This window comes from Geodermatophilus sp. SYSU D01119 (assembly GCF_054049975.1).
In genome coordinates, this window is the sequence record NZ_JBJGYL010000016.1 from 82,146 (window position 1) to 101,808 (window position 19,663).

22 protein-coding genes and 1 pseudogene are annotated in these 19,663 nt (G+C 76.2%); 12 read left to right on the forward strand and 11 right to left on the reverse strand.

Translation table 11 applies throughout. The features are described from left to right. Positions 1 to 105: 105 nt before the first annotated feature. A complete protein-coding gene (locus ACI79X_RS13985; RefSeq protein WP_457026013.1) occupies positions 106 to 600 on the reverse strand; it encodes a MarR family winged helix-turn-helix transcriptional regulator in 495 nt (164 codons plus the stop codon). A gap of 145 nt (positions 601 to 745) precedes the next feature. Here ACI79X_RS13985 and ACI79X_RS13990 point away from each other — a divergent pair, with 145 nt between their 5' ends. Beyond that, positions 746 to 1,396, forward strand: a complete 651-nt coding sequence (locus tag ACI79X_RS13990) for an FMN-dependent NADH-azoreductase (protein ID WP_457026014.1) — start codon at positions 746 to 748, stop codon at positions 1,394 to 1,396. A gap of 22 nt (positions 1,397 to 1,418) precedes the next feature. Here the strand turns inward: ACI79X_RS13990 and ACI79X_RS13995 are convergent, their stop codons facing one another. The 4 genes from ACI79X_RS13995 to ACI79X_RS14010 all read right to left on the reverse strand — a co-directional run bounded on the left by ACI79X_RS13995 (position 1,419) and on the right by ACI79X_RS14010 (position 5,308). Continuing rightward, positions 1,419 to 2,810 (reverse strand): amidase, encoded by a 1,392-nt coding sequence (locus tag ACI79X_RS13995; RefSeq protein ID WP_457026015.1) that lies wholly within the window; start codon positions 2,808 to 2,810, stop codon positions 1,419 to 1,421. A 4-nt stretch (positions 2,811 to 2,814) separates the two neighbouring features. Next, positions 2,815 to 3,015 carry a hypothetical protein gene (locus tag ACI79X_RS14000; RefSeq protein ID WP_457026016.1) on the reverse strand — a complete coding sequence of 67 codons (201 nt, stop codon included), beginning with the start codon at positions 3,013 to 3,015 and terminating at the stop codon, positions 2,815 to 2,817. A gap of 106 nt (positions 3,016 to 3,121) precedes the next feature. After that, positions 3,122 to 4,834, reverse strand: a complete 1,713-nt coding sequence (locus ACI79X_RS14005) for a RecQ family ATP-dependent DNA helicase (protein ID WP_457026017.1) — start codon at positions 4,832 to 4,834, stop codon at positions 3,122 to 3,124. Positions 4,835 to 5,089: 255 nt separating this feature from the next. Beyond that, positions 5,090 to 5,308, reverse strand: a complete 219-nt coding sequence (locus ACI79X_RS14010; protein WP_457026018.1) for a hypothetical protein — start codon at positions 5,306 to 5,308, stop codon at positions 5,090 to 5,092. A gap of 119 nt (positions 5,309 to 5,427) precedes the next feature. Here ACI79X_RS14010 and ACI79X_RS14015 point away from each other — a divergent pair, with 119 nt between their 5' ends. The 8 genes and pseudogenes from ACI79X_RS14015 to ACI79X_RS14050 all read left to right on the forward strand — a co-directional run bounded on the left by ACI79X_RS14015 (position 5,428) and on the right by ACI79X_RS14050 (position 11,344). Further along, positions 5,428 to 5,823 (forward strand): TOBE domain-containing protein, encoded by a 396-nt coding sequence (locus ACI79X_RS14015; RefSeq protein ID WP_457026019.1) that lies wholly within the window; start codon positions 5,428 to 5,430, stop codon positions 5,821 to 5,823. A gap of 43 nt (positions 5,824 to 5,866) precedes the next feature. Then, positions 5,867 to 6,658 (forward strand): molybdate ABC transporter substrate-binding protein, encoded by a 792-nt coding sequence (gene modA / locus ACI79X_RS14020; protein WP_457026020.1) that lies wholly within the window; start codon positions 5,867 to 5,869, stop codon positions 6,656 to 6,658. 10 nt (positions 6,659 to 6,668) lie between these two features. Continuing rightward, positions 6,669 to 7,466, forward strand: a complete 798-nt coding sequence (locus ACI79X_RS14025; RefSeq protein ID WP_457026021.1) for an ABC transporter permease — start codon at positions 6,669 to 6,671, stop codon at positions 7,464 to 7,466. Positions 7,467 to 7,495: 29 nt separating this feature from the next. Next, a pseudogene (locus tag ACI79X_RS14030) lies at positions 7,496 to 7,939 on the forward strand (ATP-binding cassette domain-containing protein); the annotation flags it as partial. A 120-nt stretch (positions 7,940 to 8,059) separates the two neighbouring features. Then, positions 8,060 to 8,515 (forward strand): TOBE domain-containing protein, encoded by a 456-nt coding sequence (locus ACI79X_RS14035; RefSeq protein WP_457026034.1) that lies wholly within the window; start codon positions 8,060 to 8,062, stop codon positions 8,513 to 8,515. A 117-nt stretch (positions 8,516 to 8,632) separates the two neighbouring features. Further along, on the forward strand, positions 8,633 to 9,214 hold the full coding sequence (locus ACI79X_RS14040) for a nucleotidyltransferase family protein (protein WP_457026022.1): 582 nt from the start codon (positions 8,633 to 8,635) through the stop codon (positions 9,212 to 9,214). Continuing rightward, entirely contained in the window at positions 9,211 to 9,636 is a 426-nt protein-coding gene (locus tag ACI79X_RS14045) for a molybdenum cofactor biosynthesis protein MoaE (RefSeq protein ID WP_457026023.1), read from the forward strand. The genes ACI79X_RS14040 and ACI79X_RS14045 overlap by 4 nt, the downstream gene beginning before the upstream one ends. A gap of 136 nt (positions 9,637 to 9,772) precedes the next feature. Beyond that, entirely contained in the window at positions 9,773 to 11,344 is a 1,572-nt protein-coding gene (locus ACI79X_RS14050; protein WP_457026024.1) for a SpoIIE family protein phosphatase, read from the forward strand. Positions 11,345 to 11,350: 6 nt separating this feature from the next. Here ACI79X_RS14050 and ACI79X_RS14055 read toward each other — a convergent pair whose 3' ends face one another. The 5 genes from ACI79X_RS14055 to moaA all read right to left on the reverse strand — a co-directional run bounded on the left by ACI79X_RS14055 (position 11,351) and on the right by moaA (position 15,389). Then, entirely contained in the window at positions 11,351 to 11,569 is a 219-nt protein-coding gene (locus tag ACI79X_RS14055) for a hypothetical protein (RefSeq protein WP_457026025.1), read from the reverse strand. After that, complete coding sequence (locus tag ACI79X_RS14060; RefSeq protein ID WP_457026026.1) at positions 11,566 to 12,615, reverse strand: hemolysin family protein; 1,050 nt, start codon at positions 12,613 to 12,615, stop codon at positions 11,566 to 11,568. The genes ACI79X_RS14055 and ACI79X_RS14060 overlap by 4 nt, the downstream gene beginning before the upstream one ends. Then, positions 12,608 to 13,996: a hemolysin family protein gene (locus ACI79X_RS14065; RefSeq protein ID WP_457026027.1), complete on the reverse strand. Its 1,389-nt coding sequence runs from the start codon at positions 13,994 to 13,996 to the stop codon at positions 12,608 to 12,610. The genes ACI79X_RS14060 and ACI79X_RS14065 overlap by 8 nt, the downstream gene beginning before the upstream one ends. A gap of 84 nt (positions 13,997 to 14,080) precedes the next feature. Further along, the gene (locus tag ACI79X_RS14070; protein ID WP_457026028.1) at positions 14,081 to 14,323 is read right to left on the reverse strand and encodes a MoaD/ThiS family protein; all 243 of its coding nucleotides are present in this window, start codon (positions 14,321 to 14,323) and stop codon (positions 14,081 to 14,083) included. A gap of 4 nt (positions 14,324 to 14,327) precedes the next feature. Then, positions 14,328 to 15,389, reverse strand: a complete 1,062-nt coding sequence (gene moaA / locus ACI79X_RS14075) for a GTP 3',8-cyclase MoaA (protein ID WP_457026029.1) — start codon at positions 15,387 to 15,389, stop codon at positions 14,328 to 14,330. Between the two features lie 281 nt (positions 15,390 to 15,670). Between moaA and ACI79X_RS14080 the strand changes: the two genes are divergently transcribed. Continuing rightward, the gene (locus tag ACI79X_RS14080) at positions 15,671 to 16,927 is read left to right on the forward strand and encodes an MFS transporter (protein ID WP_457026030.1); all 1,257 of its coding nucleotides are present in this window, start codon (positions 15,671 to 15,673) and stop codon (positions 16,925 to 16,927) included. A 72-nt stretch (positions 16,928 to 16,999) separates the two neighbouring features. Further along, complete coding sequence (locus ACI79X_RS14085; RefSeq protein WP_457026031.1) at positions 17,000 to 17,839, forward strand: aldo/keto reductase; 840 nt, start codon at positions 17,000 to 17,002, stop codon at positions 17,837 to 17,839. Positions 17,840 to 17,922: 83 nt separating this feature from the next. Here the strand turns inward: ACI79X_RS14085 and ACI79X_RS14090 are convergent, their stop codons facing one another. Then, a complete protein-coding gene (locus ACI79X_RS14090) occupies positions 17,923 to 18,732 on the reverse strand; it encodes a DUF3097 domain-containing protein (protein WP_457026032.1) in 810 nt (269 codons plus the stop codon). Positions 18,733 to 19,045: 313 nt separating this feature from the next. Here ACI79X_RS14090 and ACI79X_RS14095 point away from each other — a divergent pair. Beyond that, on the forward strand, positions 19,046 to 19,663 hold a 618-nt coding region (locus tag ACI79X_RS14095), incomplete at its 3' end, for a PRC-barrel domain-containing protein (protein WP_457026033.1).

A 19,663-nucleotide genomic window follows, 5' to 3' on the forward strand; every position in this document is an offset into this window, starting at 1 on the left:
CACTCCTCCCGCACCGGGCGCGGTGCCCGGCTCTCTGCGGTTGATCTTCGGCGCGCGGCGGCGGTCCCGCAGGGCGAGCGGGCCGGGGGAGCCCGGTCGGGCGACCTAGACGCAGGACCCCGACGGGGGCGCGGCGCTGGCGAACCGGCCGGCGGCGAGCCGGTGCAGGGTGCCCACCAGGTGCTCGCGGTCGGCGGCGGGGAGGTCGGCGAGCAGCTCGTCCTCGACCCGCGCGAGCTCCGGCTCGACGGCGGCCAGCCACTCGCGGCCGGCGTCGGTGATCTCGGCCAGGCGGACGCGGCGGTCGTGCGCCGACGGGCGGCGGACCGCCCAGCCGGCGCGCTCGAGCGCGTCGAGGGCGGAGGTGACCGTCGTCTTGTCCAGGCCGGCGGACGAGCCGAGCGCCAGCTGCGTCGCCGGCGGGCAGGCGGCCAGCAGCCGCAGGACGACGACGCTGCGCAGGCTGCCGCCGTGTACGCGGGCGACGTGGTCCATCGCGCCCGCCAGCCCGCTGCCCACGCGCTGCAGCAGCCAGGTGAGGTCGCCGGTCAGCGCCGAGTGCACGGGCGCGGGGCCCGTGTCGTCCTCGGTCGCGGTCACGTCCCCACGGTACCGAGGGGGACAACCAGCCTTCCGTCCTCAGAACTTCTTGACACAGAACATCTCACGGCGGAATGTTCCGGGTACCCCGCCGGCGACGCCGCCACCCGGGGACACCCCCGTTCCTCATCCCTGGGAGACCGCCGTGACCCTGTTCCGCCTGGACGCCACCATCCGCCCCGAGGGCTCCGCCAGCCGCGAGATCGCCGACGTCGTGGAGGCCGAGTGGCAGCAGTCCCACCCCGGCGACGTCGTCGTCCGCCGGCACGTGGGCCTGGACCCGCTGCCCTCCGGCGCCTGGGCCGCCGCCGTCTCGGGGGCGGCGACGCCGGAGGAGCTGCGCAGCCCCGAGCAGCGCGCGGCGCTGGCGCTGAGCGCCGCGCTGGTCGACGAGCTCACGACCGCCGACGCCGTGCTGCTGGCGGTGCCGCTCTACAACTTCGGCATCTCCCAGCACGTGAAGGCGTGGATGGACCTCGTCATCGCCGACCCGCGCGCTGCCGGTGGCTCCGCGCCGCTGCTGGCCGGCACGCCCACCGTGCTGGCCACCGTCCGCGGCGGTGCCTACGGCGCCGGCACCCCGCGCGAGGGCTGGGACCACTCCACCGCCTACCTGCGGCGGATCCTCGCCGACGTCTGGGGCGCCGACCTCACCGTCGTCGAGCGGGAGTTCACGCTGGTCGGCGTCAACCCCGCCCTGGACGCCTTCACCGACACCGCCGCCGAGATGCACGTGGCGGCCCTCAGTGCCGCCCGCGAGGCCGGCCGGGCGCTGGGCGCGTTGCCGGTGGGCTGACGCCCCGGGCGCCGGCGCCCTCCTACAGCGGAGGGCGCCGCGCCCCCCAGTCGGTCGCGGACTCGTAGGCCTGCCCCACGCGGAGCACGCCTCCCTCGTCGAACGGCCGGCCGATGACCTGCAGGCCGATCGGGAGCCCGGCCGAGGTGAAGCCGCACGGGACGGTGAGCGCCGGCAGGCCGGTGACGTTGCCGGGGGCCGAGTGCCCGACCCAGGCGTCGATGACCGCCTTCTCCGTGCCGCCGGGGAAGGTGAAGGTCTGCTGCCCCACCTCGGCCGCCGCGGCCGGCAGGGTCGGGCAGACGAGCGCGTCGATGCCCTCGAAGGCGCGGCGGAACGCCTGCTGCACCAGCGTCCGGACGCGCAGCGCCTTGATGTACTGCGTGGCGAGCACCGTCTCGCCGGCCTCGAGGAAGACCCGGACGTCGTCGGTGTAGAGGTCCCCGGACTCCCGCAGCATCTCCTGGTGGTAGGCGCTGGCCTCGGGCACGAGGACCCCGAACTCGACGGCCATCATGTGCTCGGCGTAGGGGATCTCCACCTCGCGCAGCCGCGCTCCCCGGGCCTCGAGGACGCCGATCGCCTCCCGGACGGCCGCCTCCACCTCGGGGTCGACGTCGTCGAAGAAGTAGTTGGCCGGGACGCCGAGCGTCAGGCCGGCGACCCCGGCGTCGAGGCCGGCCGTGAAGTCGGGGACCGGCTCCTTCGCCGACCCGGGGTCGCGGGCGTCGAACCCGGCGATCGCCTGCAGCGTCAGGGCCGCGTCGCGCACGGTGCGGGTGAGCGGACCGGCGTGGTCGAGCGACCAGCACAGCGAGGTGACCCCGGCGCGGGACACCCGGCCGTAGGTCGGCTTGAGGCCGACGGTGCCGCACACGGACGCCGGGATGCGGATGGAGCCGCCGGTGTCGGTGCCCATCCCCATCAGGCACTCCCCGCCGGCCACCGCGGCCCCGGACCCGCCGCTGGAGCCGCCCGGCACGCGCCGGGTGTCCCAGGGGTTGCGGGTGGTCGGCGTGAGCACGCCGTAGGCGAACTCGTGGGTGTGCGTCTTGCCCACCACGACCGCCCCGGCGTCGCGGAGCCGGGCGACGCAGGCGGAGTCCTCCGTGGCGACGTGCCCCGAGCGCACCGCGGAGCTGGACGTCGTCGGCAGGCCTGCCACGTCGTAGAGGTCCTTGATGCCCACGGGGATGCCGTGCAGCGGGCCGCGGTACCCGCCGTCGCCGATCTCCTCCTCCGCCCGGCGGGCGGCCTCCAGCGCCGCGTCGGCGGTCACCACGACGAAGGCGCCCAGCCGGTCCTCGACCTCCTCGATGCGGTCGAGGGCGGACTGCACGAGCTCGACCGGGGACAGTGCGCGCTGCTCGATCTGCCGGGCGGCCTCGGCGATGCTCAGCTCGAAGGGCTGCACGTCCTCACTCCCACCGCGCGTCGAAGCCGGTGGCCGGCGGGGTCTCGCCCACCGCGATCCCGTCGAGGCTGTCGTACAGGCCCAGGACCATGGTCACGGCGGGGGTGGCGGCTGTGCGCCGGTCCGGGCCGAGCTCCAGGCGGGCGTGGGCGAGCAGCTGGTCGAGCGCCTCGTCGCCGAGCGGCGACCGCGGGGTCGAGGCCATGGGCTCCCTCTTCCGGTCGAGGTGTGACGTGCCGCACAGCATGCCCGGCTGCCCCCGCCCGCGCCCGCGCAGGATCGTCCCCGACGGTCCTCCCCGTCGTCCCCCGTCAGGTGCCGCGGACCTGCAGCAGGTCGTTGGCCTCGACCGCCTTGAGCGCCAGGGTCTTGTAGCCGACCTCCTCGAACAGGACGACGACCCGGTCGTCCTCCACCCGCATGACCACGCCGGGCCCCCACTCGGTGTGGGTCACCGGGGTCTCGGGTGGGAAGGGCGTCTCGGCGTCGTCGCCGACGTGCTGCTCGTGCGAGGTGCCGGCCGAGCAGGTGTCGCAGTTGCCGCACGGCTCCTCGAGCTGCTCGCCGAAGTAGCCGAGCAGGTACTGGCGGCGGCACTCGGTGGTCTCGGCGTAGCCGCGCATCATCTCCACGCGGCTCTGGTCGACCCGCTCGTGGTGCTCGGCGAGCTCCCGCGCGGCGGCCGCGGCGTCGCCGGGGGCGGGGGCGCCCTCGGCGGGGTGGGCGGCGCCCTCCTCGTCGAGGACGACGGCCGACACCTGCTCGAGCAGGTTGAGGTCGCGGGCCAGCGGGGTGGCGCCGCGGCCGGTCTCCTCGCGGAGCTTCCTGACGTCGACGCCGTCGTCGAGGCCGGCCGCCGGCGCGGCGGCGACCAGTCCGGCGACCTGCTGGAGCTCCTCCTCGGCGGGGGCGCCGGCGGCGAAGAACCGGCGCAGGCCGAGGTCCTCCTGGCGGTAGACGAGGACCGCGAGGGCGGGCTCGCCGTCGCGGCCGGCCCGGCCGATCTCCTGGTAGTAGCTGTCGACGGAGTCGGCGGGCTCGGCGTGCACCACGAAGCGGGTGCCGGGCTTGTCGATGCCCATGCCGAAGGCGGTGGTGGCGACGACGACGTCGAGCTCGTCCTCCATCCACGCGCGCTGGGTGTCCTCGCGCTCGCTCTTCTTGAGGCCCGCGTGGTACGGCCGGGCGCGCAGGCCGCGCTCGGTGAGCGCGTCGGCGAGGTCGACGGTGCCCTTGCGCGTGGCGCTGTAGACGATGCCGGGGCCGCGGCCGGCCTCGACCTCGCCGGCGGCCCGGTCGAGGACGGCGGCGCGCTTGGCGTGCGCGTCGGCGTGGTGGTCGACCTCCAGGCGGATCTCGGGGCGGTCGAACCCGGCGACGACCACCTCCGGGTCGCGCATGGCCAGCCGCTCGACGATCTCGGCGCGCACAGGGGGCGCGGCGGTGGCGGTGAGGGCCAGCACGGTCGGGTGGCCGAGCTGCTCGACGACCTGGCCGAGGCGCAGGTAGTCGGGCCGGAAGTCGTGGCCCCAGGCGGAGACGCAGTGCGCCTCGTCGACGACGAACAGCGCCGGGCCGGCGTCGCGGACGGCCTCGACCACCTCGGGCTTGGTCAGCTGCTCGGGGGCGAGGAACAGGAAGCGGACCGTTCCGTCCGCGATGCCCTCCAGGGCCGCGCGCTGGTCGCCGGCGGACAGGCTGGAGTTCAGCTGGGCGGCGCGCCCGGCCGCCTCGCCGAGCTCCGCGAGCCGCTCGACCTGGTCGCGCTGCAGGGCGATGAGCGGCGAGACGATGACGACCGGGCCGTCGAGCAGCTGCCCCGCGACCTGGTAGACGGCGCTCTTCCCCGCGCCCGACGGCAGCACGGCCAGCGTGTCCCGGCCCGCGAGGACCGTCTGCATGGCGCGCTCCTGGCCCGGCCGGAACTCCCCGAAGCCGAGGACGTCGCGGGCCGTCTCGCGCAGCCGGCGGGTGCGGACGGCGGCCGAGCCGCCGGCGGGGTTGTCGCTGGGGGTGCGTGACACCGGCTGCCACTCCCCGGGCGCCGTGATCGGCAAACGGAACGCTGGTGGTGCCGCCCGCCGGGGTGGCGGACGTCTCGGCGGGAACGCCGCGGCCCGTCCCGGGTCGGCGTCCTGTGCACGCAGCGCGCCCGCGCGCGGGTCCCGGGCGCGGTGTGTGCACACGGCGCGGGTCGCCGGACCTGCGCCGGACCCTGCCGCGACCCTGCGGCGACCCTGCGCCGGACCCTGCGGCGCCGCGTCGGCCCCGGGCGCCGGTCAGCGCAGGGAGGCGCGGCGGGTGCCGACGTCGGCGGTGTCGGCGGCGGCGCGCCCGGCCCGGGAGCCCGCACCGTCCACCGTCGAGCGGCCGCGGCTCGTGCGCACGCGCGGGAAGAGCGCGGTGAACGCCTCGTCGACCGCTCCCTGCCGCGACCGCAGGACGGGCGGGGCGCCGCGGGAGCGCAGCAGGTCGGTGAGCCAGGCGTCGTCGAGCACCCCCGGATGGTCGCGCCGGGGCCCGGCGCGGCGCGGGACCCCCGGGGACGGCGGCCCGTCGTCCACCGCCCGCGGCGCGGCGCCGGGTCCTGTCGTCGCGGCGACTAGGGTCGCCCGGCGTGAGCGCGAGCTACCGGATCGCCGAAGCCGCGGCCCTGCTCGGGGTCAGCGACGACACGGTCCGCCGGTGGATCGACAGCGGCCGGCTGCCCGCCTCCCGGGAGGGTGGCGGCCCGGCGCACGTCGGCGGCGCCGACCTCGCCCGCCTGGCCACCGAGCTGCACGAGGCGCCCGATCCCGGCACCACCCGCGGCTCCTCGGCGCGCAACCGGCTGGCCGGCATCGTCACCCGCGTCGTCCGCGACACCGTGATGGCCCAGGTCGAGATCCAGGCCGGCCCGTTCCGGCTGGTGTCGCTCATGTCCCGCGAGGCCGCCGACGAGCTCGGCCTCGACGTCGGCGTCCGGGCCGTCGCCACGGTCAAGGCGACGCAGGTGAGCGTGGACGTCCCCTGACGAGGTCCGCACGAGCGGTCGATGAGGGGCTAGTCTCCCGCGCATGCGGAGCGGACGGTTCCTCGCGGTGCTGGCGGCGGTGGCCCTGGGTGCGTCGGCCTGCGGGAGCGGCGACGACGGCGCGGCCGCCACGACGCCCACCGGGGACGACGGCGGTCCCACCGGGACCCTGACCGTCTTCGCCGCCGCCTCGCTCACCGACGTCTTCACCGATCTCGGCCGGCAGCTGGAGGAGGAGAACGACGGGCTGACCGTGCAGTTCAACTTCGCCGGCAGCTCCGCGCTGGCCACCCAGCTCACCCAGGGCGCCCCGGCCGACGTCTTCGCCTCCGCCAACAGCACCCAGATGTCGGTGGTCACCGACGCCGGCCTGGCCGACGGCGACCCCACCGTCTTCACCGCCAACGTCCTGCGGATCGCCGTCCCCGCGGGCAACCCCGCCGGGGTCACCGGCCTCGCCGACTTCGCCCGCGAGGAGCTCGCCCTCGCCGTCTGCGCGCCCGAGGTGCCGTGCGGGGCCGCCGCCGAGGACGTCTTCGCGGCGGCCGGCGTGAGCCCGCGCCCGGACACGCAGGAGGAGGACGTCCGCGCCGCGCTGACCAAGGTGGAGCTCGGCGAGGTCGACGCCGCGCTGGTCTACGCCACCGACGTCGTGGCAGCCGGGGACGCCGTCGAGGGCATCGCCTTCCCCGAGGCCGAGGACGCCGTCAACGACTACCCGCTCTGCACGCTGGCCGACGCCCCCGACCCCGACGCCGCCCGCGCCTTCGTCGACCTGGTGCTCTCCGACGAGGGACAGCGGGCCCTCGAGGACGCCGGCTTCCGCGCCCCGTAGGACGGGCACCGTGAGAGGGGCCCGCACCCCGGCGCCGCTGCTGGTCCCGGCGGCCCTGGCCGTCGCCTTCCTGGTCCTGCCGCTGGCCGGGCTGCTGGTCCGCACCCCCTGGTCGCAACTGGGCGCCCTGCTCACCGCGCCGGGCGTCGGGCAGGCGCTGCGGCTGTCGCTGGTCTCGGCGACGCTGGCCACGCTGGTCTCCGTCGTCCTCGGCGTGCCGCTGGCCTGGGTGCTCGCCCGCTCGCGCGCCCGCGGGCGGTCGGTGCTGCGCGCGCTGGTCACCGTCCCGCTGGTGCTGCCACCGGTCGTCGGCGGCGTCGCGCTGTTCCTCGTGCTCGGCCGGCAGGGGATCGTCGGCAGCTGGCTGGACGACGCCTTCGGCCTGACCATCCCGTTCACCACGACGGCGGTGGTCATCGCCGAGACGTTCGTGGCCATGCCGTTCCTCGTCATCAGCGTCGAGGGCGCGCTGCGGGCTGCCGACGTCCGCTACGAGGACGCCGCCGCCACCCTCGGCGCCGACCGGTGGACCACCTTCTGCCGCGTCACGCTGCCGCTGGTGGCGCCGGGTGTCGCCGCGGGCGCGGTGCTGTGCTGGGCCCGCGCGCTCGGCGAGTTCGGCGCCACGATCACCTTCGCCGGCAACTTCCCCGGCACCACGCAGACGATGCCGCTCGCCGTCTACCTCGCCCTGCAGCGCGACCCGCAGGCGGCGATCGTGCTCTCCCTCGTCCTGCTCGTCGTCTCGGTGGCCACCCTCCTGCTGCTGCGCGACCGCTGGCTCGGCCGCGGGGGAGCGGCCGCGTGAGCCTGGAGGCGCGCGTCGTCGTCCGCCGGGGGCCGCTCACCGTCGACGTCGCCCTCGAGGTGGCCGACGGCGAGGTGCTCGCCGTCCTCGGTCCCAACGGTGCGGGCAAGTCCACCGTGCTGCGGGTGCTCGCCGGGCTGCTCGCGCCCGACGGCGGGCGGGTCGCCGTCGACGGCACGCCGTGGGACGACGTCGCCGCGCGGGTGCACCTGCCCGCCCACCGCCGCCCGCTCGGGATGGTGTTCCAGGACCACCTGCTCTTCCCCCACCTGTCGGTGCTGGAGAACGTCGCCTTCGGCCCGCGCACTCGCGGGGTGCCGAAGCGGGAGGCGCGGGCCGCGGCGGCCGCGTGGCTGGAGCGCGTCGGGCTGGCCGAGCACGGCCCGCGGCGGCCCGGTCAGCTCTCCGGCGGGCAGGCGCAGCGGGCCGCGCTGGCCCGGGCGCTCGTCGGCGACCCGGCGCTGCTGCTGCTCGACGAGCCGCTGTCGGCGCTCGACGCCCGCACCCGCCTCGCCGTCCGCGCCGAGCTGCGGCGGCACCTGGCCGACTTCGCCGGCAGCACCGTGCTGGTCACCCACGACCCGGTCGACGCGATGGCGCTGGCCGACCGCGTGCTCGTCGTCGAGGACGGGGTCGTGGTGCAGGCCGGCAAGCCGGCCGACGTCGCCCGGCACCCGCGCACCGACTACGTGGCCCGGCTGGTCGGCCTCTCGCTGCTGCCCGGCACCGCCGAGGGCACCACCGTGCGCCTCGACGGCGGGGGAGCGGTGACCGTGGCCGAGCCGGCGAGCGGGCCGGTGCTGGTCGCCGTCCGCCCGGAGTCGGTGGCGCTGTACCCGTCGCGGCCCGCGGGCAGCCCGCGCAACGCCTGGCCCGCCACGGTGGCCGGCGCGACGCCGCACGGCTCCACGGTGCGGTGCGAGCTCGACGGCGAGGTGCCGCTGCTCGCCGACGTCACCGCCACCGCGTTCGCGGAGCTGGGCCTCGCGCCGGGATCGCCGGTGTGGGCGGTGGTGAAGGCCTCCGAGGTCGCCGTCTACGCGCGCTGAGACCCGGCGGATGATCAGGTGGGATCACCGGAACGCGTCCTGGCTCACGGTCGGCGGTGAGCCAGGACGCGGTATGACCAGGCCGGCTGATCGTCCGCGGGAGGAGAGGGTGGGGGCATGAGCACGGTCGCCGGGCTGGTCCTCGCCGCGGGCGGGGGACGCCGCTACGGGATGCCCAAGGCGCTGGTCGAGTACGGCGGCAGCCTGCTGGTCGAGCGGGCGGTGCGGACGGCGCGCGGCGTCTGCGACCCGGTGCTCGTCGTCCTCGGCGCCCGCGCCGTCGACGTCTGGCAGGCCGCCGACCTCACCGGCGCCACGGTGCTCGCCAACCGCGACTGGGAGACCGGCATGGCCTCGAGCCTGCGGACCGGCCTGGACGGCCTGCGCGGCTGGCCCGGGGCGATCGACGCCGCCCTGGTCACGCTCGTCGACATGCCGGGGATGACGCCGGAGGCGCTGCGGGCCGTCGCCGCGCACGCCCACCCCGGGGCGCTCGCCGTCGCCACCTACGACGGCGCCCGCGGGCACCCGGTGCTGCTCGGCCGCGAGCACTGGGCCGGGGTGGCGGCGACGGCGACCGGCGACGAGGGCGCCCGCCGCTACCTGGCCGCGCACGACGTGACCGAGGTCGACTGCACCGGCCTCGCCGACCCGGTCGACCTCGACGTGCCGCCCGGCGGGGTAGCTTCGGGCCCGTGATCGCCGGCCACCTGATCGCCAGAGTCGTCGACGAGCCGCTGTCCGTCGCCGAGCACGAGCAGGCCGTCGCCGACGCGGGCGCCGGCGCCGTCGTCTCCTTCTCCGGCGTCGTCCGCGACACCGACGGCGGCCGCTCGGTCACCGAGCTCGAGTACGTCGGCCACCCGACCGCCGAGCAGGTCATCACCGAGCTGGCCGAGGAGTTCGCCGCCCGTCCCGGCGTGCGCGCGGTCGCGGTCTCCCACCGTGTCGGCCTGCTCGGCATCGGCGACGTCGCCCTCGCCTGCGCGGTCAGCTCCGCGCACCGCGGCGAGGCGTTCACCGCGTGCGCCGAGCTCGTCGACGAGGTGAAGAAGCGGCTGCCCATCTGGAAGCGCCAGGTCTTCACCGACGGCGAGGAGGAGTGGGTCGCCTGCCCCTGAGGCGGTGGGTTGCAACCGGGTGACGACGCCGCCCGGCGGCTTGACGCTCACCGTGCACCGTGTCACAAACACGGTCCGAGGGCTCCAGAGGCGGGGCGGTACCTCGGGCACCCCGCAGGAGGACGACGAGCCCCCCGTGCCGCAGCGCGACCCCGTCCTCGAGGCGATGCCCCTGGGCTACATCGCCGTCGACGGCGACTGGCGGATCACCTACGTCAACGCGAACGGCGAGGCCGTCGTCGGCGCGACGTGGGACGAGCTGGTCGGCCGCTCCTACTGGGAGGCCTTCCCCGCCACCGTCGACGACGAGTTCGGCCGGGCCTACCGCGAGGTGGCCGCCACCGGGCAGCCCCGCACGGTCGAGGCCTTCTACCCCGAGCCGCTCGACGCCTGGTTCGAGGTCGACGCCGTCCCCCTGCCCGACGGCGTGGCCATGTACTTCACCGACGTCACCGCCCGCCGCCTCGCCCAGGACCGGCTCGCGCTGCTGGCCCGCGTCGGCGCGCAGCTCGCCGGCACCCTCGACCTGACCGAGGCGGTGCGCCGCATCCCGCGGCTGGTCGTGCCCGAGCTGGGCGAGGGCTGCCTGCTCACCGTCGTCGACGACGACGGCCGCCCCCGCGACCTCGCATCGTGGCACCGCGACCCGGCCCGGCGCGGCCTGCTGGCCCGCTACGCCGCCGTCCGGCTGCCCGGCATGCCGTCGGCCGCACCGGTGGTGCGCGCCCTGGCGGGGGAGGCCGTGCGGGCCACCGGCGCCGAGGTGCTCGCCGCGATCGCCGACGACGAGGCCCGCGACCTCTACCGCGAGCTCGGCGCGCCGGGCGTGCTCGCCGTGCCGCTGCCCGGGCGCGACCGGGTCATCGGGGCGCTCACGTTCCTCGCCGGCAGCGTCCCGGCCGACCCGCTCACCGCGCAGGAGGTGGCCGGCCGGGTCGGGCTGGCGCTCGACGACGCGCGGCTGCTCGCGCGCCAGCGGCAGCTCACCGAGGCGCTGCAGCGCAGCCTGCTCACCACGCCGCGCCGGTCACGGCTGGGCCGGGTGGTCGTCCGCTACACCCCGGCGGCCGAGGCGGCCCGCGTGGGCGGCGACTGGTACGACGCGTTCGCCCAGCCCGGCGGGGCGACGGCGCTGGTCATCGGCGACGTCGTCGGGCACGACACCGCCGCGGCGGCCGCGATGGGCCAGCTGCGGTCGCTGCTGCGCGGCATCGCCGCGTACAGCGACGCCGGCCCGGCCGAGGTGCTGCGCGGCCTGGACTCCGCGATGGCCACCCTCGGCGTGGACACCTACGCCACGGCCGCGGTGGCCCGCTTCGAGCAGACGCCGCAGGAGGCCGCCGCCGGCCGGGCCCGCATGTGCTGGTCCAGCGCCGGGCACCTGCCCCCGGTCGTCCTCGACCCCGCCGGCCGGCTGGTCCCGCTGCCCGCGACCCCCGGCGACCTGCTGCTCGGCGTCGACCCGGACAGCCCGCGGACGGAGAGCTCGCTGCCGCTGGAGCGGGGGAGCACGGTGCTCCTGTACACCGACGGCCTGGTCGAGCGGCGCGGCCTCGACCTCGACACCGGCCTGGCCCGGCTGGCGCAGGCCGTCACCGAGCTCGCCGGCCGGCCGCTCGAGGCGCTGTGCGACGAGCTGGTCGACCGGCTCGTGCAGGGCGTTCCCGAGGACGACGTGGCGCTGGTGGCCCTGCGGCTCGGCGGCTGAGCGGGCTCAGCCGACGGTGCGGCCGTCCTCGTCGGTCGGGCGTGCGGCACCGTGCCCGCGGGCGGCCTCCTCGGCGCGCTCCTCCTCGAGCTCCACCTCGGCCTCCAGGCGGTGCGCCTCACCGGCCACCTGCGCGGCGGCGTCGCCGTGCGACTGGCCGTAGACCTCCTCGGCCCGGCCCAGCAGCTCCTCGGCCTTCGCCTTCGCCTTGTCCACGAAGCTCATCGCGTTCCCGTCCTCTCCGTACCCCTGTGTGCAGCATCCCGGATCTCGCCGACCAGCTCCTCGAGGATGTCCTCCAGGGCCACGACGCCGACCACCCGGCCGCCGTCGGTCACCGCCGCGAACTGTGCCCGGCCGGCCTGCATCACGCCCAGCGTGCGCCGCAGGTCGTCGTCGGCGGCCACCCGCGGCAGCGGCCGGGTGATGTCGCGGACCCGCGGCTCCGGGGCGCCGTCGGCCACCAGCACGTCCTTGACGTGCACGTAGCCCAGCAGCCGGTCGCCGTCGGCCACGGGGAACCGGGAGAAGCCGGTGGCCGCGGCCGCCCGCTCGACGGCGTCGGTCCCGTCGCCGGGCGCCACGGTGGTGAGCGCGGCGCGCGGGATGAGCACCGAACGGGTGTCGCGGTCCTCCAGCTGCAGCGCGCCGGTGAGCAGTTCGTGGCCGCGCTCGTCGAGCAGGCCGCCGGCGCGGGACTCGTCGAGCAGCCCGGCCACCTCGTCGCGGGTGAACGCGCTGGTCACCTCGTCCTTGGGCGAGACGCCCAGCAGCCGCAGCACGCCGTTGGCCAGCGCGTTGAGCGCCACGATGACCGGCCCCAGGACGGTGACGACAGCGCGCAGCGGGGGAGCGAGCAGCAGTGCCGCCCGGTCGGGACCGGCCAGCGCCAGGTTCTTCGGCACCATCTCGCCGATCACCACGTGCAGGGCGACGACGGCGGTCAGCGCGATGAGGAACGAGATCGGGTGCACCAGGCCCTCGGGCACCGACAGCGCCTCGAACACCGGCTCCAGCAGGTGCGCCACGGCCGGCTCGCCGATGGCGCCGAGGCCCAGCGAGCAGACGGTGATCCCCAGCTGCGCGCCGGCCATCATCAGCGAGACGCGCTCCATCGCCGCGAGCGTCGTGCGGGCGCGGCGGGACCCGGCCTCGGCCAGCGGCTCGATCGACGAGCGCCGCGCGGAGATCAGCGCGAACTCCGCGCCGACGAAGAACGCGTTGGCCAGGAGCAGGACGACGGCGACCAGGACGCCGAGCCAGTCACCCACGGTCGTCCTCCTCGTCGTCGCCGGTGGTGGCGGGCAGGCCGCCGACGACGGCGCGCTCCACCCGCGTGCCGTCGACCCGCTCGACCTGCACCCACACCCCGGCGGGCAGGCCCTCGGCCTCGGCGGCGAGCTCCGGCGGCAGGATCGGGCGGGCCTCGATGCGGTCGCCGACCCCGGGGATCCGGCCGAGCACGTGCAGCACGAGGCCGCCGACGGTCTCCCAGTGCCGGTCGGCCGGCACCGCCAGGCCGGTCGCGGCGGCCACCTCGTCGGGGCGCAGCAGGCCCGACACCGACCAGGTGCCGTCGCCGCGGTCCACCACGTCGTCGCCGGCCTCCTCGTCGTACTCGTCGGCGAGGTCGCCGACCAGCTCCTCCACGAGGTCCTCGACGGTCACCACGCCGTCGGTGCCGCCGTACTCGTCGACGACGACGGCCATCTGCAGGCCGCCGCGGCGCAGGTCGCCGAGCAGGTCGTCGAGGCGGCGGGAGGTGGGTACGAACAGCGCCGGCAGCATCACCGCGGACACGGCGGTGGCGGCGCGCCGGTCGCGCGGGACGGCGAGGGCGTGTTTCACGTGGACCATGCCGACGACGTCGTCGATGCCGGCGCCGGAGACGACGGGGAAGCGCGAGTGGCCCGAGTCGCGGGCCGCGGTGAGCACCTCGTCGACGGGGGCGTCGGCGGGCACCGTCGTCATGCGGGTGCGCGGGGTGGCGGCGTCGCTGGCGCGCAGCTCGCCGAAGGCCAGGCCGCGCTCGAGCAGGGCGGCGGTCTCCGTGGGCAGCGTCCCCTGCCGGCCCGAGCGGCGGACCAGCGAGGTCAGCTCCTCCGGCGACCGGGCGGAGGCCAGCTCCTCCTGCGGCTCGACGCCGAACAGCCGGCGCAGCAGCGCGTTGGCCCAGCCGTTGAGGAACCGGATGACCAGCGCGGTGGCCCGGGTGAAGCCGCGCTGGAAGCCGGCGACGGCGCGGGCGGTGCGCAGCGGCTCGCTGATCGCCACGTTCTTGGGCACCAGCTCGCCGAACACCATGGTCAGCACGGTGGCCAGCACCAGCGCGAGCGTGATCGACACCGACCGCGCGGCGGCGCCGGACAGGCCGGCCGACTCCAGCGGCCCGCGCAGCAGCTCGGCGATCGAGGGCTCGGCGACGAAGCCGATCGCCAGGTTGGTGACGGTGATGCCCAGCTGGGCGCCCGAGAGTTGCGTGGAGAGGGTGCGCAGGGCGGCGAGCACGCCGCCGGCCCGCCGGTCGCCGGCGTCGGCCGCGCGCTCCACGGTGGGCCGGTCGACGGTCACGAGGGAGAACTCGAAGGCCACGAACGCGGCGCAGGCGGCGACCAGCAGGACGCCGACGAGGACGAGCAGCCACTCGATCACGGCCGGGCCTCGCGCGGGCGGGCCCCGGCGGCGGGGGCGGTACGGGGGCGGCTCGTATGGTGAGGCGAGCTCACGAGGGGGCGGTCATCCTCCGGCGAAGGGGGGCAGCACGTCGACGACCGCCCCGGGTCCCAGCTGCAACGCGCGGTCGCGCGTCTGCGTTCCGTCGACCAGGAACGAGCAGGCGGTGAGCACCCGCTCGAGGCGCTCGCCGTGGGCCGCCACGATCCGGCCGACCAGCTCCTCGAGCGTGGCGGCCTCGCAGGTCTCGGTGTCGACCCCGGCCGCGGCGCGGGCGCCGGCGAAGTAGCGCACGGTCACCGGCACGGTCTCAGCCCCCGATGGCCGACATCGGCCGGCTGGGCTGCAGGAAGCTCGGGTCGTCGATGCCGTGGCCGGGGAGCTTGCCCAGCGTGGCGATCCGCCAGCGGTCGGCCAGCTCGGCGTCGGTGGCGCCCTCGCGCATCGCCGTCCGCAGGTCGGACTCGTCGCGGGCGAACAGACAGTTGCGGATCTGCCCGTCGGCGGTCAGCCGGGTGCGGTCGCAGGTGCCGCAGAACGACCGGGTGACCGAGGCGATGACGCCGACCGTGGCGGGGCCGCCGTCGACCAGCCACCGCTCGGCGGGCGCCGAGCCGCGCTCCTCGGTGTCGGGGGTGAGCACGTGCGCCGCCGACAGCCGCTCGAGGATGTCCTCGGCGGTGACCATCTCGCCGCGGGTCCAGGCGTGGTGGGCGTCGAGCGGCATCTGCTCGATGAAGCGGAGCTGGTAGCCGTGCTCGAGGCAGTAGTCGAGCAGCGGGACGGCGTCCTCCTCGTTGACGCCGCGCAGCAGGACGGCGTTGACCTTCACCGGGGTCAGCCCGGCGTCGTGCGCGGCCCGCAGGCCCGCCAGCACGTCGTCGAGCCGGTCGCGGTGGGTGAGGGCCTTGAAGCGTTCGCGGTCGAGGGTGTCGAGGCTGACGTTGATCCGGTCCAGCCCGGCCTCGGCGAGCGCCGGGGCCACGCGGGACAGCCCGATCGCGTTCGTGGTCAGGCTGACCTCGGGGCGCGGGGCGAGGGCGGTGGCGGCCGCGACGATGCCGGGCAGGCCGGGGCGCAGCAGCGGCTCGCCGCCGGTGAAGCGGACCTCCCGGATGCCGAGCTGCTCGACGCCGATGCGCACCAGCCGGACGACCTCGTCGTCGGTGAGCTGCTCGACCTTGGGCAGCCACTGCAGCCCCTCGGGCGGCATGCAGTAGGAGCACCGCAGGTTGCAGCGGTCGGTGAGCGACACCCGCAGGTCGGTGGCGACCCGGCCGTGCCGGTCGACCAGGCCGCCGGTCCCCGGGGCCGCGCCGGCCGGGAGCGCGCTCGCGCGGGGCCGGGGGTCGGGCAGCGGGGTGGCACTCACGCTGGCGAATGTAGCCGCGGGAGGCCCGCCCGTCCCCGGGCGCGCGGCCTCCGGGGCCGGAGACGCCGCATCCGCGGACGCCGCCGGGTCGTCCCGGCCGCGTCCGCGGATGCGTGTGCTGCACCGACGTTGCACGCCCGGGGGAGGGCGGCCGGCGGCACGCGGTCGGCCGGGAAACCGGGACGACGCCGTCCCCGCCCGTTGTTACGGTCGGGTCGCCACCCGAGAGTCCGGCGGGCAGTCCCGCACTCGCCTGTGGCCAGGAAGCGCGAGAGAAGCCCGTGTCACCCCGCACCCTCCTCGGTCCCTACGGACGCCTGTTCACCGTCCCCGGAGCCGCCTGGTTCTCCTTCGCCGGCTGGGTCGCCCGCCTGCCGCTGCCGATGCTGGGCCTCGGTGCGGTCCTGCTCGTCGAGGGCGAGTCGGGCAGCTACGCCCTCGCCGGCGCCGTCTCCGGCACGCTGGCGCTGACCGCCTCGGTCGCCGGCCCGCAGTGGGCGCGCGCCATGGACCGCCGCGGCCAGGGCCGGGTGCTGCAGGTGGCCATGGCGGCCTACCTGATCACCGGCCTGGCGTTCGTCGGCGTCGTCGTCGCCGACGCGCCGCGCTGGACGTGGTTCGGCCTCGCCGCGCTCACCGGCGCGAGCCTGCCCAACATCGGCGCGCTCGTGCGCGCCCGGTGGGTGGCCGCCCTGGAGGACGCCGAGCGCCGCCAGACCGCGTTCGCCTTCGAGTCCGTCGTCGACGAGGTGGTGTTCGTCGTCGGCCCGCCGCTGGTCACCGTGCTCGGCACGCTCGTGGCCCCGGCCGCCGGCTTCACCACCGGCATCGTGCTCGGCACGGTCGGCGGGCTGTGGCTGGCGCGCCAGCGCGCCACCGAGCCGGTCGTCACCCCGACCGGCGAGGGCGTCGGGTCGCGGCGCCTGGCCGCGCTGGGCCCCGCGGTGCTGCTCGTCTGCGCCGCGTACCTCGGCGTGGGCACCGTCTTCGGCGCCATGGACGTCGTCGTCGTGGGGTTCGCCGAGTCCCTCGGGGTGCCGGCGCTGGCCGGCGTCGCGCTGGCGCTCTACGCCGGCGGCAGCCTCGTGGCGGGCCTGGCCTACGGCGTCGCCCGGCTGCCCGGCACGCTCGCGGCCCGCTTCCTCGGCACCGCCGTCTTCTTCGGGGTGGCGGCCCAGGGCCTGTGGGCGGTGACGTCGCTGCCGCTGCTGGTGGGCGCCGGCTTCCTCGCCGGGCTCGCCGTCGCGCCGGTGCTGGTCTCGGGCGCCTCGCTCATCGAGTCGCGGGTGCCGCGGGCGGCGCTCACCGAGGCGCTGTCGTGGTCCAACACCGGGCTGACCGTCGGCGTCACCGCGGGCTCGGCGCTGGCCGGCGCCGCCGTCGACGCCTGGGGCGCGCAGGCCGCCTTCGCCGTGCCGGCCGTGGCCGCTGCGGGGGCGGCGCTCATCGCGCTGGCCGGGGCCCCGCTGCTGCGCCGGGGCGCCGCGGTTCCTGTGACGGAGCCCGCGTCGCGGGTTGAGGACGCGGTCGGCGGGTAGCGGCCCTCGACGGGAGAGGCGCGCGCCACCGAGTGGCGCGCCGCCCACCGTCCACGACGAGAGGGAGCACCCGTGGCCACCGTGCCCACCATCCGCCTGAACAACGGCGTCGAGATCCCGCAGCTGGGCTTCGGCGTCTACCAGGTCGAGCCGGAGAACACCGTCGAGGCCGTGCGCACCGCGCTCGAGGTCGGCTACCGGCACATCGACACCGCCGAGATGTACGGCAACGAGAAGGAGGTCGGGCAGGCGATCCGCGAGTCGGGGATCGACCCGGCCGAGGTCTTCGTCACGAGCAAGCTGAACAACGGCTTCCACCGCCGCGACGACGCCCTGCGCGCCTTCGACCAGACGATGACCGACCTCGGCCTGGAGCAGCTCGACCTGTTCCTCATCCACTGGCCGCTGCCGACCATCGACGTCGACTACGTCGAGACGTGGAAGGCGATGGAGGAGATCTACGCCGGCGGCCGCTGCCGCGCGATCGGCGTCTCCAACTTCAACCCGCACCACCTGCGCCGGCTGTTCGCCGAGACGGAGGTGCGCCCGGCGGTGAACCAGATCGAGGCGCACCCGTACCTGGCCAACGACGAGGTGCGGGCCTTCGACGCCGAGCACGAGATCGTCACCGAGGCCTGGTCGCCGATCGCGCAGGGCAAGGTGCTCGACGACCCGGCGATCACCGCCATCGCGGAGACCCTCGGCCGCACCCCGGCCCAGGTCGTGCTGCGCTGGCACGTGCAGCGCGGCGACGTCGTCTTCCCGAAGTCGGTGACGCGCAAGCGCGTGGAGGAGAACTTCGCGCTGTTCGACTTCGAGCTCGACGAGGGCCAGATGGCCACCATCACCGGCCTCGACCGCGGCGAGCGCACCGGCCCGGACCCGGACACGTTCGACTACGTGCCGCGCTGACCCCGGCGCGCGCCCGCGATCACGGCGCCGTGACCACCGGAGACCCCTCCGGGACGGTCACGGCGCCGTGATCGTCTCCGGGCTCAGTCCATCGTGACGAAGTCGATGAGCTCCTCGACGCGGCCGATGAGCGCGGGCTCCAGGTCGGTCCAGGTGCGCACGCGGGCGAGGACCCGCTGCGCCCAGACGTAGCCGGTGTCGTCCTCCCAGCCCAGCCGGCGGCAGACGCCGGTCTTCCAGTCCTCGCCCCTCGGCACCTCCGGCCAGGCGCGGATGCCGACGACGGAGGGCTTGACCGCCTGCCAGATGTCGATGAACGGGTGCCCGACGACGAGCGCGTGCTGCCCGGTCACCTGCTCGGCGATCCGCGACTCCTTCGACCCGCGCACCAGGTGGTCGACCAGCACGCCGAGCCGCCGGCCCTGGCCGGGGCGGAACTCGCGGACGATGGCCGGCAGGTCGTCGACGCCGTGGAGCGGCTCCACCACGACGCCCTCGATGCGCAGGTCGTGGCCCCACACCTTCTCGACCAACTCGGCGTCGTGCTTGCCCTCGACGTAGATGCGGCCCTCGCGGGCGACGCGGGCGCGGGCGCCGGCGACGTAGGTCGAGCCCGAGGCGCTGCGGGTCGGCGTCGCCGGGCCCTTCGGCGTCGGGCGCACGAGCACCACCGGCCGGCCGTCGACCCAGAACCCCGGGCCGAGCGGGTAGGCGCGCACCTTCCCGAACCGGTCCTCGAGGTGGACGACGTCCTTCTCGCAGCGCACGACGGCGCCGACGAAGCCGGACGACGGGTCCTCGACGACGAGGTCGCGCTCGGCGGCCACCTGCGGCGGCGGCTTCTTCACCGTGCGGGGGTGCACCAGGTTGTCGTAGGGCGAGCGGGGCGGCACGCCTCCAATAGAGCCGATGACGGCGCGGCAGCCGTGGAGACGCGCCGGGCGGGACGAGCCCGACACGCCCGGGCGACCGGACGGTCACGTACCGCGACGAGTCGTCGCTCGGGGAGCGGGACGGCCGCGTCCTCCGACACACCGCGCTGACCTGCGCGGACGACGTCCCGGCGGGGGAGGGCCGCGGTTGCCGGAACGGGGACGGACGGTGACGGGCGGACGAAGATCCGATCCGCTCGTTTCGGTCCGCCGAGGCCGGTCACCCATTGAGTCGACCGTTACACCAGAGCTCAGATGGGAGCGCGAAACGACGATGATCGGCACCGACACCATCAGCCGTGTGATCGGACAGGACGTCTACGACCAGTCGGGCGAGAAGATCGGGTCCGCCTCCGAGGTCTACCTCGACGACGAGACCGGTCAGCCGGAGTGGGCCACGGTGCGCACCGGTCTGTTCGGCACCAAGGAGTCCTTCGTCCCGCTGCGTGACGCCGACCTGACCAACGACGGCCTGCGCGTGAGCGTCACCAAGGCCCAGGTCAAGGACGCCCCGAAGGTCGACACCGACGGCCACCTCTCCCCGCAGGAGGAGCAGGAGCTGTACCGGTACTACGGCCTGGGCTACGGCTCCGGCACGCAGACCACCACGGACACCGGCACCGCCGGCACCTACTCGATGGACCAGACCCGCAGCCAGCAGGACCTGACGACGGCGGGCACCGGCATGGCCGGCACCGCGGGCACCGGCACCGCGGGCACGGGCACCGACCGCGACCACGACGGCGTCCGTGACGACCTCGAGACCCGCGGCGCGGTGGGCCACGACACCTCGGGCCCCACCACCGACAACGCGATGACCCGCTCCGAGGAGCACCTCAACGTGGGCACCCAGCGGGTCGAGGCCGGCCGCGCCCGCCTGCGCAAGTACGTC

Coding starts and splice junctions, on each gene's coding strand:
- ACI79X_RS14000 (WP_457026016.1), bottom strand. CDS start 3,015: ATGGCCTCGACCCCGCGGTCGCCGCTCGGCGACGAGGCGCTCGACCAG.
- modA (WP_457026020.1), top strand. CDS start 5,867: ATGCGGAGCGGACGGTTCCTCGCGGTGCTGGCGGCGGTGGCCCTGGGT.
- ACI79X_RS14035 (WP_457026034.1), top strand. CDS start 8,060: ATGGCGCTGGCCGACCGCGTGCTCGTCGTCGAGGACGGGGTCGTGGTG.
- ACI79X_RS14040 (WP_457026022.1), top strand. CDS start 8,633: ATGAGCACGGTCGCCGGGCTGGTCCTCGCCGCGGGCGGGGGACGCCGC.
- ACI79X_RS14055 (WP_457026025.1), bottom strand. CDS start 11,569: ATGAGCTTCGTGGACAAGGCGAAGGCGAAGGCCGAGGAGCTGCTGGGC.